Source organism: Bradyrhizobium sp. 62B (assembly GCF_030272265.2).
Lineage (GTDB): Bacteria > Pseudomonadota > Alphaproteobacteria > Rhizobiales > Xanthobacteraceae > Bradyrhizobium.
In genome coordinates, this window is the sequence record NZ_CP092841.2 from 1,775,440 (window position 1) to 1,792,282 (window position 16,843).

Here is a 16,843-nt window from a genome sequence, read left to right on the forward strand (position 1 = left end):
ATGGATTCGAAGATCATGACCGCGCTCGGCGACCGCGTCGTGGAACTGGGGCCCAAGCCCGCGCCGGACAGTCCGTACAAGCATTTCAAGCTCACCCGCGATGAAGACGGCGTCGCCTGGCTGCTGTTCGACCGCGCTGATGCCAGCGCCAATACGCTCTCGTCCGACGTGATGGAGGAGTTCGACGCCGCGCTCGCGGCGATCGAGACCGAGCGCCCGGCCGGCCTCGTGATCCGCTCCGCAAAGCCGTCCGGCTTCATCGCGGGCGCCGACGTCAACGAGTTCCGTGGCGCGTCCGACCCGGAAGTGGTGGAGACCCGTATCCGGGCCGCGCATGCGGTGGTCGATCATCTCGAAGCGCTCAAATTGCCGACGGTCGCGGTCATCCACGGCTTCTGTCTCGGCGGCGGGCTCGAGGTTGCGCTGGCCTGCCAGTCGCGCATCGCCATCGACGGCGCGCGCTTCGGCTTCCCGGAGGTGATGCTCGGCCTGCATCCCGGTCTCGGCGGCACCGCGCGGTTTACTGCGCTGGTCAACCCGACCCAGTCGATGGCCTTGATGCTGACCGGCCGCACCATCGATGCGCGACGGGCTAAGGCGATCGGCCTCGTCGATACCGTCACGCAGGAGCGCCATGTCCGGGGCGCGGTGAAGGATGCGCTGTTCGGCCGGATGAAGCGGGCGCGCGCTGGCTTCCTGACTCGCGCGGCGAACTTCGGCCCCGTGCGCGGGCTGCTCGCAAAACGCATGCGCTCGGAGGCGGCGAAGGCCGCGTCCCGCGAGCACTATCCCGCGCCTTACGCGCTGATCGACCTCTGGGAGAGCCATGGCGGCAGCAAGGCCGCGATGCTGAAGGCGGAGCAGGCGTCCTTCGCCAAGCTGATGGTGACGCCGACCGCGCAGAATCTGATCCGCGTCTTCTTCCTGCGCGAGCAGATGAAGAAGGCAGCAGGCTCCGGCAACTCGATCAAGCATGTCCACGTCATCGGCGCCGGCGCCATGGGCGGTGATATCGCGGCTTGGATAGCCGGGCAGGGCTTTCGCGTCTCGCTCGCCGACATGAAGGCCGAGCCGATCGCAGGCGCGGTGAAGCGCGCCGCCGAGCTCTATGGCAAGATCATCCGCAAGCCGACCGAGGTGCGCGACGCGCTCGATCGCCTCATCCCCGACATGGACGGGGAGGGGGTGCGCAACGCGGATCTCATCATCGAGGCGGTCCCGGAAAAGCTCGAGCTCAAGCAGAAGGTCTATGCCGGGATCGAGCCGCGCATGAAGCCGGGCGCGATCCTTGCGACCAACACGTCGAGCATTCCGCTGCAAGATTTGCGCACCACGCTCGCGCGGCCGGAGCGCCTGGTCGGCCTGCATTTCTTCAATCCGGTATCGCGGCTGCAATTGGTCGAGGTCGTCAGCCACGACGGCAACGACGCGCAGGCGCTGAAGGACGCACTTGCTTTCGTCGGTGCGATCGACCGTCTGCCATTGTCTGTGAAGAGCTCGCCCGGCTTCCTCGTCAACCGCACGCTGACGCCCTACATGCTGGAAGCCATGGTGATGCTGGACGAGAAGATCGACCAGCGCCTGATCGACGCCGCAGCCGAGCAGTTCGGCATGCCGATGGGGCCGATCGAGCTCGCCGACCAGGTCGGGCTCGACATCTGCCTCGACGTCGGGGACATGCTGCGGACGAAGTTCGGCGACCTGCTGCCGCCGACGCCCGCCTGGCTGCGCGACAAGGTCGCCAGGGGCGAGCTCGGCCGCAAGACCGGCAAGGGCTTCTACACCTGGAAGGACGGCAAGGCAGAGAAGGCGCCGCTCCCCGAGACCGGTCCGCGCGTCACCGACCAGATGATCGACCGCCTGGTGCTGCCGATGTCCAACGTCTGCGTTGCGGCGCTTCGCGAAGGCATCGTCGACGATGCCGATGCGGTCGACGGCGCCATGATCTTCGGCACCGGTTATGCACCGTTCCGCGGCGGTCCGCTGAACTATGCGCGCACGCGCGGCGTGGAGAATGTCGTGTCCACCTTACGCGGGCTCGCCGAGAGGTTCGGCGGGCGTTTCGCGCCGGATGCGGGCTGGGACGGTTTGCGATAGGGAGTCGTCGGCAAAAGATGCTATCATGGGTGGTGGAGCCCAGGGAGCATCGCCGATGCCGACGATCCCGTTCTTCAAGCACGCGACCCCGCGCGAGATCATCATCACGCGGCTGTGCTGCGGGGCCGACGTCGTCGTGATCCTGTATTGCGCAGGCTATCTCGTCGGGACTTATCCCGCGGCGGGATTGCGTTGGCCGTGGCTGATCGTGGCGCTCCTGGCCGGGTATTTCCTCGCTGACCTGTTTTCCGGGCTGGTGCATTGGGTGGTCGACACCTGGCTCGACGAGGGGATGCTCGGCCGCGGCATCGCGATCACGCGCGAACATCACACCCATCCCGGCCACGTCCTGCTCTACGACTTCCTCGACCAGGCGTCGCTCGGTGCGGCACCGAGCGCCGTAGTGGTCGGAATTGCGGCCGCCGTCACGGCGTCGTTTCCGGTTTCCACGTTCACTTATGCGCTGATGATCGTCTGGTTCGTGATCGCGACCTGCATGCTGTTTGGCATGAGCTTTCACAATCTCGCGCACTGGTCACACCGCCCGCCGCTCCTGCGCATCGCGCAACGGCTGCATCTGGTCTGCTCACCCGAGCATCATTGGCGTCATCACCATGACCACACCATCCGCTATTGCGTCATCAATGGATGGGCCAACTATCCCTGCGACCGTCTCCGGATTTGGAGCAGGTTGGAACGGCTGGTGACGGCGGCGACCGGACGCGCGCCGCGGGCCGACGATGCGGAGTGGCAACGCAGACTGAACGATGCCGGCGGCCTCGTCGGAGCGCCGCGACCAGCTGGATAGCGCAAGCTTGTCTCGTGTCGATGTTGCGCAAGACGCCGCGGCTTTGTATCGAGAGCTGAGAGCCGCGGGAGACCAGCCATATGACCGATACGCAAATCCACGCCCCTAACAGCTCAGGCACCGGGCCAAGCGGCGATCTCTGTATCCGCACGCTGGCGATGCCTGCCGACACCAACGCCAATGGCGACATCTTCGGCGGCTGGCTGCTGAGCCAGATGGATGTCGGCGGCGGCGTATTTGCGTCGAAGGTCGCGAAGTCGCGGACCGTGACGGTCGCGATCGAGGCGATGAACTTTCGCAAAGCCGTCTATGTCGGCGATCTCGTGTCGGTCTACGCCAATATCGTGCGCGTGGGCCGCACCTCGCTCACCGTGCATCTGGAAGCGTGGGCGCTGCGTCGCGGGGAGGAGCATCCTTTCCTCGTCACCGACGGCAACTTCACCTACGTCTCGATCGACGAACACGGTCGCCCGCAGGCGGTTCGTCCGGCCGACGCAACCATCGCGACGTAACGACGTGCCTCATTGATATTGCATCGTCCGCTTCGTGAATGATGACCGATCACGCGTTCCTGCGTCGCGGCTTCGCCTAGAACCAGTCAAGAACCAGTCATAAAACGGATGAGGTCCCGGCGTACTCAATTGCGTGCCGATTCGAGGTGGTAACGGCCTCAAATGCCCTGGGAACCTTTGGGCAGGAGCACCGTTATTTGCCCGCACTGAGGAATCCACGGACTATGCCGGACAGCTACATCATCGAAGTCGACTCGCAGACCGCAGGTATCGTCGTTCGTTCTTCCGGGGACTACTGCTTCTTCGCCTCGTCCCACCGATTCAACCGTCTCGAAGGCCAGCTCTTCCGCAACGCGCGCGAAGCCGAGCGCGCCGCGCGCAAGCTGGTGAACGGAGATGTGAAGGAAGCGGCGTAAGCGCCCGCCGGTCGATCGGCCCGCGAAATGTGGGCGGAATTTTTTGCCGCCCTTGATACTTTCTTCTCCCCTTGCGGGAGAAGGTGGCGCGAAGCGCCAGATGAGGGGTTCTATCGGCGAATTCAAAACCTGAGAGACTAACTCGCTGAGGCAGCCCCTCACCCGTCTCGCCGCCGTCGCGGCGAGCCACCCTCTCCCACAAGGGGAGAGGGCAAGAGCGTCATCACAACTTCGTTGCAGCCCGCGACAGCAGCTTCCACTCGTCGCCTTGCTTCTGCCAGTTCATCAGGATGTGAAGATTGGTCGATACTTTCTTTCCGTCGGCCGCCATCTCCTGCTCGCCCAGCCAGTGGAAGCGGACGATCGCGGCGGGGCCGACGACCTTGATGGTCGGGTCCTTGTACTCGATCGACAGGAATTTGGATTTGCCGTCGGTGGCGTTGGCAACGAACGTCGCCTTGTCCTCGACCTTGCCACTGGAATGGCTGTAGCTGAGATCGTCCCAGCACAACGCGCCGAGCGCCTTCGGATCAGCTGCGATCTGGGCGAGACGGAAGGCCTCGACCTTTTTCGCCACCGCCTCTTCGTCTGCCGAGGCGGCGAGCGCCGGTGCGGTGAGCGCAAGCGCGGAGACGGCAAGAGTCGAAAGAGCAAGGTCGCGTCGGTTGATCATCGTTTCCTCCTTTTTGATCTTGCGAGGAGTGTTGCAGCCGCGCGCGACTTTGTCGAGTGCTGCATTGTCGTCATGGGGATGCGCCATTGCGCTCGAGCCCGTATTGATACGCCTTTCGCATTGATGCGTGGCGGATTTGGGAAAGTAGGGAAATGATCGAAGCAATCGGCAGGGCATTGTTGTTCGACATCGACGGCACGCTCGCCAACACCGACCCGCTGCATCTCGAGGCCTTCAACCAGGTGCTCGGTCCCCGCGGCCATGTGTTCGACCACGCGCGCTTCTCCAGGGAGCTGCAAGGCTTCGCCAACGTATCGATCGGCGACCGCTTTCTGCCCGACGAAACGCCGGAGCGGCGCGCCGCGATCCTCGCCGAGAAGGAAGCGATCTTCCGTGACCTCGTGGCGGGGCAGATCGAACCGTTGCCAGGGCTGATGGCATTGCTCGACCGCGCAGACGCGGCCGGCGTTCCCATGGTTGCCGTGACCAATGCGCCGCGTCTCAACGCCGAGCTGCTGCTGTCGGGCCTCGGCATCACCGCGCGGTTCAAGGCGATCGTGATCGGCGACGAGCTGCCGCACGGCAAGCCGCATCCGCTGCCCTATCAGGAGGGGTTGCGCTTCGTCGGAGCCAGTGCGGCGGCTTCGGTTGCGTTCGAGGATTCCCGCTCCGGCGTGCAATCGGCCGCCGCCGCCGGCATTCCGACGATCGGAATCCGGACCAGCCTCAGCCACGCCGACCTTGTCGGTGCCGGCGCAATTGCCTCTGCGAGCGCGTTCGACGATCCGGACCTGCTCGTGCGCCTTACCGCCGCGATGGCATGGTGAGCCCGCCTCATCCGTTAACCGTGATCGAGGCGCGCATTGACCGCCGCTGCGAACCGCCGCACCATGCCGCTTCCTGATTTGAGGCCCTTGCCGTGACCGGACTGACCCATCGCCAAGCCGAAATCCTGAACATCGCGCGCGCCTCGGGCCGCGTCATGGTCGAGGAGCTCGCGCGCCGCTTCGAGGTCTCGGCCCAGACCATCCGAAAAGATCTCAACGACCTCTGCGAGCGGCGCTCGCTGACCCGCATCCATGGCGGCGCCATTATCGCCTCCGGCGTCGAGAACCTCGCCTATGAGGCGCGCCGCTTCGTCGCCGCCGACGAGAAGAAGGCGATCGGAGCCGCCGCCGCCTCGCTGATCCCGAACGGCTGCTCGCTCTTCATCAATATCGGCACCACGACGGAGGAGGTTGCGAGCGCGCTCACCTCGCATGAGGATCTCCTCGTCATCACCAACAACCTCAACGTCGCGATGCTGCTCTATCGCCACCCCCGCATCGAGGTCGTGGTTGCCGGCGGCACGGTGCGGCGCGCCGACGGCGCCGTGGTCGGCTCGACCGCGACGCAGCTGATCGGCCAGTTCAAGGTCGACTACGCCATCATCGGCGCATCCGCGATTGATGAAGAGGGCGCACTGCTCGACTTCGACTATCGCGAGGTGCAGGTCGCACAGGCCATCATCGCCAACGCCCGCAGCGTCATGCTGGTTGCCGATTCCACCAAGCTGCGTCGCAGCGCGCCGGTGCGCATCGCCCACATCACGCAGATCCAGACCTTCGTCACCGACCAGGAGCTCCCCGAGCGTCTCGCCACCATCTGCCACAGCAAGGGCATCGAGGTGATGGCGGCGATGCCGAAGGGCGCGGACATCGACGATGCGCCGGCAGATAGCCAGGATGCCGCACCGGAGGCCGCGCCAGTGGTGCGTCTGCGATAAGACTAGGCGTCGCCCCACGGATTGTGCAGCGCCACGCCAGTAGGTTCGAAATCCCCGACATTGCGCGTCACGACGGTCAAGCCGTGAACAAGCGCGGTCGCTGCAATCAGGGCATCGCGTTCAGCCCGCGGATTGGGAACGTGAAGTTGCGCGCAGCACTGCGCGACCGCCGTATCGATAGCCAGAATCCGCCCTTCGAAGCGGGCCAGAACGTAATCGTCGATCCAGGCTCGCAGGATAGCACCTTGAACTGCGTCTTTCCGCTCGATCAGTCGCGCCCCGAGTTGAATTTCAAGAATCGAGATGGCGGACATGAAGAAATTTGCCGCGGGCACTGCATTGGCCCAGGCGAGAACCTTGCGATCAGCCTTGTCCGGCCGCCTCAGTTCGGAAATGACATTGGTGTCCAGCAGAAACATCAGTCGAGATCGGCGGGCCTGGAGATGCCGCCCTCGATGCGAGGCGGATCGAAATCGAAGTCCGCGTTCGCCTGAGCCAGAGCTTCGGCGAGGCTCATGTGCCCGCCGCTCAGGCGCAGATAGTCTTCGAAGGTTAGCAGGACATGGGCCGGGCGGCCGCGATCCGTAATGAAGACCGGGCCCTGCGAGGCAGCCTTCTTGGCACCGCCGGTATCCTGGTTGAATTCTCGGCTGGTCAGAGTGGTCACCATCGTCAGTGCGTCCTTCGCCGTAGCAATGTCACCAGCCAAAATATGTAGTTATGTTGCTACATTCAAGGCGGACGGTGATGCTTCGGGTATGGCTTGGCCGTCTCTTGGGCAGTCTGCCGCCAAATTTGCCCGTTCGTCGGCCGATTTCTTCGCCTTATGGACGTGGAAAAAGTTCCGCTTTCGCTTCTTTTCGCCTCTCTTTCATCTTGCTTTCGTTTTTCGGTTTGATCTAATCAAAAACGAAAGTAGCCGACCGAAGGAACGGGCGGCCGTCAGGGGAAGCGTCTGTTGGAGCGTATCTTCGACCTCGCCATCATCGGAGGCGGTGTTAATGGCTGCGGCATCGCGCGGGACGCGGTGGGTCGCGGTAACACTGTCTTCCTGTGCGAAATGAACGATCTGGCGAGCGGGACATCGTCCTGGTCGACCAAGCTGGTGCATGGCGGCCTGCGCTATCTCGAATATTACGAGTTTCGCCTGGTCCGCGAGGCGCTGATCGAGCGCGAGATCCTCTGGGGCATCGCGCCCCACATCATCCGCCCCTTGCGTTTCGTTTTGCCGCATCACGCTGGCTTACGCCCGGCCTGGCTGCTGCGCCTCGGCCTCTTCCTCTATGATCACATTGGCGGCCGGCATCTGCTGCCCGCAACCCGCTCGGTCGATCTCGGGCGTGACGAGGTCGGCAAGCCGCTGATCCCGAATCGCTACAGCCGCGCCTTCGAATATTCGGATTGCTTCGTCGACGATGCCCGCCTCGTCGTGCTCAACGCACGCGATGCCGCCGACAAGGGCGCCGAGATCCGTACCCGCACCCGCGCCACCGAGATCCGCCAGGCCGATGGCCTCTGGACCGTCGGCATGGTCAACACGCTGACCGGCGAGCGCTCGCAGATCCAGGCGAAGGCGCTGGTCAATGCTGGCGGCCCCTGGGTCGAGGACGTGCTCGGCCGCGGCGCGGGCGTCAACGCCAAGGCCAAGGTGCGGCTGGTGCAGGGCTCGCACATCGTGGTCCGAAAGCTCTACGACCACGACCGTGCCTACATGTTCCAGAATGCCGACGGGCGCATCATCTTCGTGATCCCGTATCAGGATGATTTCACGCTGATCGGCACCACGGACCGCGACTATGACGGCGATCCCGCCAAGGTGAAGGCGACGCCCGAGGAGATCCAGTATCTCTGCACGGCGGCGAGCGAATATCTGGCCAAGCCGGTGACGCCGGACGATGTGGTCTGGACCTATTCGGGCGTGCGACCGCTCTATGATGACGGTGCCAGCGAGGCCAAGGCTGCGACGCGCGACTACGTGTTCGAGCTCGACACGCCCGGCGGGGCGCCACTGCTGTCGATCTATGGCGGCAAGATCACGACCTATCGCCGCCTCGCCGAGGAGGCGCTGGAGCGGCTCGCGCCTTACTTGCGCAGCGCGAAGGCGCGCGAGGGCTGGACCGGCAAATGGCCGCTGCCGGGCGGTGACATGAACGTGTCCGACATCGACGGCCTGATCGCCGAACTTCAGCGGGGCTATCCTTTCCTCAGCCATGAGCATGCGCGGCGTCTCGCCCGCGCCTATGGCACAAGGGCCGCCAAGCTGCTCGGCGATGCCAAGGCAGCCGCCGATCTCGGCCAGTCCTTTGGTGCGACGCTCACCGAGCGCGAGGTCCGCTATCTCATCGCCCATGAATGGGCCGTGACCGCCGAGGACGTGGTCTGGCGCCGTTCCAAGCTCGGCCTGCGACTATCTGCCGACGAGATCGCCGTGCTCGACGACTGGATCAGGAGCCACGCGGTGTCGCAAAGTCCCCTGCTGGAAGCGGGAGGACGCTCATGACCGTGACACTCGACCACGTGACCCGGACCGTCGAGGGTGTCGAGCACATCCGCGACGTCTCGCTGACGCTCGAGAGCGGCACGCTGAACGTGCTGCTCGGGCCGACGCTGTCGGGCAAGACCTCGATCATGCGGCTGCTCGCCGGCCTCGACAAGCCGACCAGTGGCAAGGTGGTGGTGAATGGCAAGGACGTCACCGGCGCCGATGTGCGCCAGCGTTCGGTCGCCATGGTCTACCAGCAGTTCATCAACTACCCCTCGCTCACGGTTTACGAGAACATCGCGTCGCCCCTGCGCGTGCAGGGCAAGCCGCGCGACGAGATCGAGGCGCGGGTAGCGGAGGCCGCAAAGCTGCTGCGGCTCGAGCCGTTCCTGAAGCGCACCCCGCTGCAACTTTCCGGCGGCCAGCAGCAGCGCACCGCGATCGCGCGCGCGCTCGTCAAGGGCGCCGATCTCGTGCTGCTCGACGAGCCGCTCGCCAATCTCGACTACAAGCTTCGCGAGGAACTGCGCGCCGAGCTGCCGCGGATCTTTGAGGCCTCGGGCGCGATCTTCGTCTATGCCACCACCGAGCCGACCGAGGCGCTCCTGCTCGGCGGCAACACAGTCTGCATGTGGGAGGGACAGGCGCTGCAGATGGGCGAGACCGCCAACGTCTATCGCCGGCCGCAGACGCTGCGGGTCGCCCAGGTGTTTTCCGACCCGCCGCTCAACCTGGTCGGCATCGAGAAGAAGAACGGCTCCGTGCAATATGCCGGCGGCACGGCTTCGCCCGCCTCCGGTCTCTATTCGAGCCTTGCCGACGGCGCCTATCGCGTCGGCTTCCGAGCGCATCAGCTTGCGCTCGCCAATGGCGAGGCCGATCGTCACGCCTTCCACGCCACTGTTACGGTGACCGAGATCACCGGTTCGGAGAGTTTCGTGCATCTGACCCGCGACGGATCGAACTGGGTGGCGGTGCTGCACGGCGTGCACGAGTTCGAACCCGGCCAGATGCTCGATGCCGTGCTCGATCCCAATGATGTCTTTGTGTTCGACGCGGCTGACCGCCTGGTCGCCGCGCCGGGCTCCTAAGGGGGAGATGCGCCATGGCCCGCATTGACCTCGTCGATCTCGCGCATTCCTACGGCGGCAATGATGCGCCGCAGGAGAGCTTTGCGCTGAAGCCTGTGACCATGACCTGGCGGCAGGGCGGCGCCTATGCGCTGCTGGGCCCGAGCGGCTGCGGCAAGACCACGCTGCTCAACGTCATCTCCGGCATCATCACGCCGTCGCGCGGGAAAATCCTGTTCGACGGCAAGGACATCACACCGCTGTCAACCCAGAAGCGCAACATCGCCCAGGTGTTCCAGTTTCCGGTGATCTACGACACCATGACGGTCGGACAGAATTTGGCGTTCCCGCTGAAGAACCGCGGCGTGCCGCAGGCGGATATCGACCGGCGCGTCGCCGAGATCGGCCGTCTGCTCGACCTCGAACCCTATCTCAACCGCAAGGCGACGCGTCTCACGGCGGATGCCAAGCAGAAGATCTCGCTCGGCCGCGGCCTCGTGCGCAACGACGTCGCCGCGGTGCTGTTCGACGAGCCGCTGACGGTGATCGATCCCGAGCTGAAATGGCAGCTCCGCTCGAAGCTGAAGGCGCTGCATCGCGAGCTCGACCTCACGATGATCTACGTCACCCACGACCAGACCGAGGCGCTGACTTTCGCCGACACCGTCGTCGTCATGCATGACGGCCGCGTCGTGCAGAGCGGCACCCCGGCCGAGCTGTTCGACAAGCCGGCGCACACTTTCGTCGGCTATTTCATTGGCTCGCCCGGCATGAACATCCTGCCGGCGGAGGTGAGGGGGCGCGAGGCCATCGTCGGCGGCCACGTCATCGCGCTCGACCGCGCTTACGACAATCTGCCTGCCGGCGCCAAGATCGAGATCGGCGTCCGTCCCGAATTCGTCGAGGTCGTCGCGCCTGCGCCCGGCCTGCTCACGGCGAAGATCGAGCGCCTCGACGATCTCGGCCGCATCCGTTTCGCGCGCGCGCGCTTCGGCGATGCCAAGCTCGCGGCGCGTGCGCCGGCGGGCTTCACCAGTCCGGACGGCATGGCCGGACTGAAATTCGATCCGTCGCACGTCCACGTCTATGCCGACAGCCTTCTGGTGGAGGGAGCCGCCTGATGGACAAGACCGTCAACCAAAAAGCCTGGTTCCTGGTGCTGCCGGTGTTCCTGGTCGTCGCCTTCTCGGCGGTGCTGCCGCTGATGACGGTGGTGAACTATTCGATGCAGGACACCTTCGGCAACAACCAGTTCTTCTGGAACGGCGTCGGCTGGTTCAAGGAATTGCTCGATCCCTCGACCGATCTGGGCGGCCGCTTCCTCGCCTCGCTCGGGCGTAACCTGTTCTTCTCGATGGTGATCCTCGCCATCGAGGTGCCGCTCGGCATCGTCGTCGCGTTGTCGATGCCGCGCCAGGGCTGGACGGTGGCGGCCTGCCTCGTCATCCTCGCGCTGCCGCTGCTGATTCCGTGGAACGTTGTCGGCACGATCTGGCAGATCTTTGGCCGTCCCGACATCGGCTTGCTCGGCTATGTGCTGAATGCCGCGGGCATCGACTACAATTACGTCTCCAACGACATCGACGCCTGGGTCACCGTCATCGTGATGGACGTCTGGCACTGGACCAGCCTCGTCGCGCTGCTGTGCTATGCCGGCCTGAAGTCGATCCCGGAAGCCTATTACCAGGCCGCCCAGATCGACGGCGCCTCGCGCTGGGCCGTGTTCAAGGCGATCCAGCTGCCGAAGATGAACCGCGTGCTGCTGATCGCCGTGCTGCTGCGCTTCATGGACAGCTTCATGATCTACACCGAGCCGTTCGTCGTCACCGGCGGCGGCCCCGGCAACTCCACCACCTTCGTGTCGATCGAGCTCGTCAAGATCGCGCTCGGCCAGTTCGACCTCGGCAAGGCCGCGGCGCTGTCGCTGGTCTACAACCTGATCATCCTGATCGTCTGCTGGATCTTCTACACCGTCATGACCAATGCGGGCGCCGAGCGGAAGCCCCAGGAAGGAGCCGCGTGATGCATTCGATTCCCGGCCGCCGCCTCATCATGGGGCTGTTCCTGATCTTCCTGCTGCTGCCGATCTACTGGCTCGTCAACATGAGCTTCAAAACCAACGCCGAGATCGTCTCGACGATGACGCTGTGGCCGCACACGCCGACGCTGCAGCACTACAAGCGCATCTTCACCGACGAGAGCTGGTATTCCGGCTACATCAACTCGCTGGAATACGTCGTCCTCAATACCATCATCTCGATCTCGGTGGCGCTGCCGGCGGCCTATGCGTTCTCGCGCTACCGCTTCCTCGGCGACAAGCACCTGTTCTTCTGGCTGCTGTCGAACCGCATGGCGCCGGCCGCGGTCTATGCGCTGCCGTTCTTCAACCTCTATTCGGCGATCGGCCTGTTCGATACGCCCTGGGCCGTTGCGCTTGCGCACTGCATCTTCAACGTGCCGCTGGCGGTGTGGATCCTCGAAGGCTTCGTCTCCGGCGTGCCGCGCGAGATCGACGAAACGGCATTCCTGGACGGCTATTCCTTCCCGCGCTTCTTCATCAAGATCCTCGTGCCGTTGATCGCGAGCGGCATCGGCGTCGCCGCCTTCTTCTGCTTCATGTTCTCCTGGGTCGAGCTCCTGCTCGCGCGCACGCTGACCTCGGTCTCGGCCAAGCCGATCGCGGCGATCATGACGCGCACGGTGTCGGCGTCGGGCATGGATTGGGGCCTGTTGGCCGCCGCCGGCGTGCTCACCATCATCCCGGGCGCGCTCGTGATCTGGTTCGTCCGCAATTACATCGCGAGCGGTTTCGCGCTCGGTCGGGTCTAGGGAGGCATCAATGGAAACCATCGCATGGATGGCCTGGACGCCGCCGACGGCGATATTCTTCGCCGCGCTCGCCTGCACGCTCGCCGTGATGACGTGGCTTGCGGCGGTCTATCCCGAGGCCGAACGCGTCGGTGTGCTGCGCATCCCGACCACGCGCGGCGATCGCCTGTTCATCTCACTGATCTCGGCGGCCGTCATCCACCTTCTCTGGATCGGCTTCTTCGGCACCGATGCGATCGCAACGCTGCCGATCGGCGAGGACGGCGTCGAGATCTCGCGCCTGTGGCTCGCAAGTGGAATTTCGCTGGTGACGGCCGTGCTCATATTCCGCACGGTCTGAAGCTCGCGAAGGGACGGCCAGGCCCGGGGGCAATCCGGGTCTGTATAAAAGTTTGTCGCTGCAACGGAGGAACAACATGCGACAGTTTAGGAGAAGGAAAGGTCCATTGACCAAGAGCAGTTTTCTGACCATGTCCAGCGCCGCCGCGATCATCGCGGTGTCGTTCGCCGTCTCGGCGCCGGTCCGCGCCGCCGACGACGCCGTGATCCAGAAGTGGATCGCGGAATTCCAGCCCTCGACGCTGTCGAAGGAAGACCAGAAGAAGGAGCTGGAGTGGTTCGCCAAGGCGGCCGAGCCCTTCAAGGGCATGGAGATCAACGTCGTCTCTGAGACCATCACCACCCACGAATATGAATCGCAGACGCTGGCCAAGGCGTTCTCCGAGCTCACCGGCATCAAGCTCAAGCACGACCTCATCCAGGAAGGTGACGTCGTCGAGAAGCTGCAGACCCAGATGCAGTCCGGCAAGAACGTCTATGACGGCTGGATCAACGATTCCGACCTGATCGGCACGCATTTCCGCTACGGCCAGACCATCGTGCTGTCGGACTACATGACCGGTGAGGGCAAGGACGTCACCGATCCCATGCTCGACGTCAACGACTTCATCGGCAAGTCGTTCACGACCGGTCCGGACGGCAAGCTCTATCAGCTGCCCGACCAGCAGTTCGCGAACCTCTATTGGTTCCGCTACGACTGGTTCACCAACGCCGACTACAAGGCCAAGTTCAAGGCCAAGTATGGCTACGAGCTCGGCGTGCCCGTGAACTGGTCCGCCTATGAGGACATCGCCGAGTTCTTCACCAACGACATCAAGGAGATCAACGGCGTCAAGGTCTACGGCCATATGGACTATGGCAAGAAGGACCCTTCGCTCGGATGGCGCTTCACCGACGCCTGGCTGTCGATGGCCGGCAACGGTGACAAGGGCATTCCGAACGGTCTGCCGGTCGACGAGTGGGGCATCCGCATGGAAGGCTGCCGCCCGGTCGGCTCCTCGGTCGAACGTGGTGGCGACACCAACGGTCCGGCCGCGGTCTACTCGATCACAAAATATCTCGAGTGGCTGAAGAAGTATGCGCCGCCGCAGGCGCAGGGCATGACGTTCTCCGAAGCAGGCCCCGTGCCGGCTCAGGGCAACATCGCCCAGCAGATGTTCTGGTACACCGCCTTCACCGCCGACATGGTGAAGCCGGGCATCGCCGTGATGAACGCGGACGGTACGCCGAAATGGCGTATGGCGCCGTCGCCGCACGGTGCGTACTGGAAGGAAGGCATGAAGCTCGGCTACCAGGACGCCGGCTCCGTGACGCTGCTGAAGTCGACCCCGGCGGACCGCCGCAAGGCGGCCTGGCTCTATCTCCAGTTCATCATCTCCAAGTCGGTGAGCCTGAAGAAGAGCCATGTCGGTCTCACCTTCATCCGTGAATCCGACATCTGGGACAAGTCGTTCACCGAGCGTGCGCCCAAGCTCGGCGGACTGATCGAGTTCTACCGCTCGCCCGCGCGCGTGCAGTGGACCCCGACCGGCAACAACGTGCCCGACTATCCGAAGCTCGCTCAGCTGTGGTGGCAGAACATCGGCGATGCGTCGTCCGGTGCGAAGACGCCGCAACAGGCGATGGATGCTCTCGCGGCGGCTCAGGACTCCGTCATGGAGCGCCTGGAGAAGTCCAACGTGCAGGGCGCCTGCGGTCCGAAGCTCCACAAGAAGGAGAAGCCGGAGTACTGGTTCGCCAAGGCCGAGAAGGACGGCACCATCGCGCCCCAGCGCAAGCTCGCCAACGAGAAGCCAAAGGGCGAGACGGTCGACTACGACACCCTGATCAAGTCGTGGCCGGCGACTCCCCCGAAGCGCGCGGAAGCCAAGTAAGCGGCGAATAGCGTCACCAAATGCGAAAGGCCGGGAGCGATCCCGGCCTTTTTTCTTATCCTCGCCCCGCTTGCGGGGAGAGGGAGAAGATCACTCCGCCGGCTCGGCCGCCAGCGCCGGATAGTCCGTATATCCCTTCGCGCCGCCGCCGTAGAACGTGTTCTTGTCCCAGTCGTTCAGCGCTGCGCCCTGCTTGAGCCGCTCGACGAGGTCGGGATTGGAGATGAAGGGCTTGCCGAAGGCGATGAGGTCGGCCGCGTTCGCATCCAGCACCTTGGTGGCGAGATCGAAATCGTAGCCGTTGTTGGCGACGTAGGCGCCGGCGAAGCGCTTGCGCAAGGACGCATAGTCGAACGGGGCGAAGTCGCGCGGGCCGCCGGTGGCGCCTTCGACGACGTGGAGATAGACCAGCTTCAGCGCGCTGAGACCGTCGACGATGTGATCGAACAAAGCTTGCGGATTGCCGTCGGAGATGTCGTTGGCCGGCGTCACCGGCGAGATGCGGATGCCGGTGCGATCGGCGCCGGCTTCAGCGGCAACGGCCTTGGACACCTCGAGCATCAGCCGCGCGCGGTTTTCGATCGAGCCGCCATAGGCATCGGTGCGCTTGTTGGCGCCGTCCTTGGCGAACTGGTCGAGCAGATAACCGTTGGCGCCGTGGATTTCGACGCCGTCGAAGCCGGCCTCCAGCGCGTTCTTGGCGGCACGCTTGAAGTCGTCGATGATGCCTGGAAGCTCGCCGAGCTCCAGCGCGCGCGGCTCGGAGACGTCGGCGAAGGTACCGTTCACAAAGGTCTTGCCCTTGGCGCGGATCGCGCTCGGCGCCACCGGGGCGGCGCCATTCGCCTGCAGATCGACATGCGAGATGCGGCCGACATGCCAGAGCTGGATGAAGATCTTGCCGCCACGCTCATGGACCTTGTCGGTGACCTTGCGCCAGCCGGCGACCTGATCCTTGCTGTAGATGCCGGGGGTGTCCTGGTAGCCTTGGCCCTGCTGTGAGACCTGGCTCGCTTCGGTAATCAGAAGCCCTGCGGAGGCGCGCTGGCCGTAATACTCGGCGGCGAGCGCGCCGGGTACGAACGTGCCGGGCACGGCTCGGTTGCGCGTCAGCGGCGCCATGACGAGGCGGTTGGCCAGCGTGATCGGGCCGAGCTTGTGGGTCTCAAACAATTTGGTCGAACGGCTCATTTGCGATGTTCCAGACGGTGAAAGGTCAGGAACACTTGTGCATCGCGACATCAGGCGCAAGGGCGGAGCCATACTCAAAGCGCAGGCTAGCTACGCGGCCGGGCCGCGTAGCATGATTCATGTGCAATTCCGGCTGCGGCAGGAGAATTCCACCGCGCAACCGTGCGATTTGGCAAATCAGTTCGCGCCCATGAAATCGCGCTTGCCGATCTCGACGCCGTTGTGGCGCAAGATTGCGTGGGTCGTCGTGGCGTGGAAATAGAAATTCGGCAGCGAGAAGGCGCTCAGGAATTGCTGGCCTTTCATGGTGATGGATTTGTCCGGGCCGGCGGGGAAGGTGACGTCCTTGGTCTCCGCGCCCTCGAATTGCTCCGGCTTGAACGACTTCACGTAGTCGATGGTCTTCGCCAGCCGCTGCTTCAACTCCGCGAAGTTCGTCTCGGTGTCGGGCGTCGAGGGGACCTCGCTATGCGTCAGCCGGGCACAGCCCTTGGCGGCGAAATCGCTGACGAGCTGGACCTGCTTCGATAGCGGCAGCATGTCCGGAAACAGGCGCGAGCCGAGCAGGACGCTGGGATCGATCTTCTTGGCCGCGCAATGCGCCTCGGCTTTGGTAAGCAGCCCGGTCACGCTGTTCAGCATTTGCAAATAGGCAGGGACGACCGCGTCGTAGAAGGACATGTGATGCTCGCTTGTGAATGGGAAACCTCAGGAGAAAACCTGATCCACTCACATGGGAGGCTCATGGAAAAATACAATCGCGGGGAGGGCTTGTGCGGTGCGAAAA

Annotated in this window: 18 protein-coding genes; 13 read left to right on the plus strand and 5 right to left on the minus strand. The window is 64.2% G+C overall.

Annotated elements, in window-relative coordinates; translation table 11 throughout:
* The 4 genes from ML401_RS08385 (at position 1) to ML401_RS08400 (ending at position 3,833) form a co-directional block, all read left to right on the plus strand.
* Positions 1-2,097, plus strand: coding sequence for a 3-hydroxyacyl-CoA dehydrogenase NAD-binding domain-containing protein (locus tag ML401_RS08385; protein ID WP_285811353.1), 2,097 nt, complete (start codon positions 1-3; stop codon positions 2,095-2,097).
* Between the two features lie 55 nt (positions 2,098-2,152).
* Positions 2,153-2,905, plus strand: a complete 753-nt coding sequence (locus tag ML401_RS08390; protein ID WP_285811354.1) for a fatty acid desaturase CarF family protein — start codon at positions 2,153-2,155, stop codon at positions 2,903-2,905.
* 80 nt (positions 2,906-2,985) lie between these two features.
* Positions 2,986-3,417 carry an acyl-CoA thioesterase gene (locus ML401_RS08395; RefSeq protein ID WP_211419503.1) on the plus strand — a complete coding sequence of 144 codons (432 nt, stop codon included), beginning with the start codon at positions 2,986-2,988 and terminating at the stop codon, positions 3,415-3,417.
* A 224-nt stretch (positions 3,418-3,641) separates the two neighbouring features.
* Positions 3,642-3,833 carry a hypothetical protein gene (locus ML401_RS08400; protein ID WP_285811357.1) on the plus strand — a complete coding sequence of 64 codons (192 nt, stop codon included), beginning with the start codon at positions 3,642-3,644 and terminating at the stop codon, positions 3,831-3,833.
* A gap of 223 nt (positions 3,834-4,056) precedes the next feature.
* Here ML401_RS08400 and ML401_RS08405 read toward each other — a convergent pair whose 3' ends face one another.
* Positions 4,057-4,506: a nuclear transport factor 2 family protein gene (locus ML401_RS08405; protein ID WP_249157397.1), complete on the minus strand. Its 450-nt coding sequence runs from the start codon at positions 4,504-4,506 to the stop codon at positions 4,057-4,059.
* Positions 4,507-4,658: 152 nt separating this feature from the next.
* On the opposite strand from ML401_RS08405, the gene ML401_RS08410 reads away from it, so the two are divergent.
* Positions 4,659-5,333: an HAD family phosphatase gene (locus ML401_RS08410; RefSeq protein ID WP_285811359.1), complete on the plus strand. Its 675-nt coding sequence runs from the start codon at positions 4,659-4,661 to the stop codon at positions 5,331-5,333.
* 92 nt (positions 5,334-5,425) lie between these two features.
* A complete protein-coding gene (locus tag ML401_RS08415; RefSeq protein WP_194406550.1) occupies positions 5,426-6,271 on the plus strand; it encodes a DeoR/GlpR family DNA-binding transcription regulator in 846 nt (281 codons plus the stop codon).
* A gap of 2 nt (positions 6,272-6,273) precedes the next feature.
* Here the strand turns inward: ML401_RS08415 and ML401_RS08420 are convergent, their stop codons facing one another.
* Both ML401_RS08420 and ML401_RS08425 read right to left on the minus strand, forming a co-directional pair.
* Positions 6,274-6,690 (minus strand): type II toxin-antitoxin system VapC family toxin, encoded by a 417-nt coding sequence (locus tag ML401_RS08420; RefSeq protein WP_285811360.1) that lies wholly within the window; start codon positions 6,688-6,690, stop codon positions 6,274-6,276.
* Positions 6,690-6,941, minus strand: a complete 252-nt coding sequence (locus ML401_RS08425; RefSeq protein ID WP_259218836.1) for a type II toxin-antitoxin system Phd/YefM family antitoxin — start codon at positions 6,939-6,941, stop codon at positions 6,690-6,692. Before ML401_RS08425 ends, ML401_RS08420 begins: the two co-directional genes overlap by 1 nt.
* A 288-nt stretch (positions 6,942-7,229) precedes the next feature.
* Here ML401_RS08425 and glpD point away from each other — a divergent pair, with 288 nt between their 5' ends.
* From glpD to ML401_RS08460, 7 genes are all read left to right on the plus strand, one after another.
* Complete coding sequence (glpD, locus tag ML401_RS08430; RefSeq protein WP_212065628.1) at positions 7,230-8,771, plus strand: glycerol-3-phosphate dehydrogenase; 1,542 nt, start codon at positions 7,230-7,232, stop codon at positions 8,769-8,771.
* Positions 8,768-9,844 carry an ABC transporter ATP-binding protein gene (locus ML401_RS08435; RefSeq protein WP_285811363.1) on the plus strand — a complete coding sequence of 359 codons (1,077 nt, stop codon included), beginning with the start codon at positions 8,768-8,770 and terminating at the stop codon, positions 9,842-9,844. Before glpD ends, ML401_RS08435 begins: the two co-directional genes overlap by 4 nt.
* A 14-nt stretch (positions 9,845-9,858) precedes the next feature.
* Positions 9,859-10,944, plus strand: a complete 1,086-nt coding sequence (locus tag ML401_RS08440; RefSeq protein ID WP_194406555.1) for an ABC transporter ATP-binding protein — start codon at positions 9,859-9,861, stop codon at positions 10,942-10,944.
* Positions 10,944-11,846 carry a carbohydrate ABC transporter permease gene (locus tag ML401_RS08445; protein WP_194406556.1) on the plus strand — a complete coding sequence of 301 codons (903 nt, stop codon included), beginning with the start codon at positions 10,944-10,946 and terminating at the stop codon, positions 11,844-11,846. Before ML401_RS08440 ends, ML401_RS08445 begins: the two co-directional genes overlap by 1 nt.
* Positions 11,846-12,652: a carbohydrate ABC transporter permease gene (locus ML401_RS08450; protein WP_194406557.1), complete on the plus strand. Its 807-nt coding sequence runs from the start codon at positions 11,846-11,848 to the stop codon at positions 12,650-12,652. Before ML401_RS08445 ends, ML401_RS08450 begins: the two co-directional genes overlap by 1 nt.
* Before the next feature lie 10 nt (positions 12,653-12,662).
* A complete protein-coding gene (locus tag ML401_RS08455; protein ID WP_194406558.1) occupies positions 12,663-12,992 on the plus strand; it encodes a DUF2160 domain-containing protein in 330 nt (109 codons plus the stop codon).
* A gap of 130 nt (positions 12,993-13,122) precedes the next feature.
* Entirely contained in the window at positions 13,123-14,865 is a 1,743-nt protein-coding gene (locus ML401_RS08460; RefSeq protein ID WP_194408201.1) for an ABC transporter substrate-binding protein, read from the plus strand.
* A gap of 90 nt (positions 14,866-14,955) precedes the next feature.
* Here the strand turns inward: ML401_RS08460 and ML401_RS08465 are convergent, their stop codons facing one another.
* Both ML401_RS08465 and ML401_RS08470 read right to left on the minus strand, forming a co-directional pair.
* A complete protein-coding gene (locus ML401_RS08465; protein ID WP_285811365.1) occupies positions 14,956-16,056 on the minus strand; it encodes an alkene reductase in 1,101 nt (366 codons plus the stop codon).
* 177 nt (positions 16,057-16,233) lie between these two features.
* Entirely contained in the window at positions 16,234-16,737 is a 504-nt protein-coding gene (locus tag ML401_RS08470) for a DUF1993 family protein (RefSeq protein WP_285811367.1), read from the minus strand.
* Positions 16,738-16,843 lie beyond the last annotated feature (106 nt).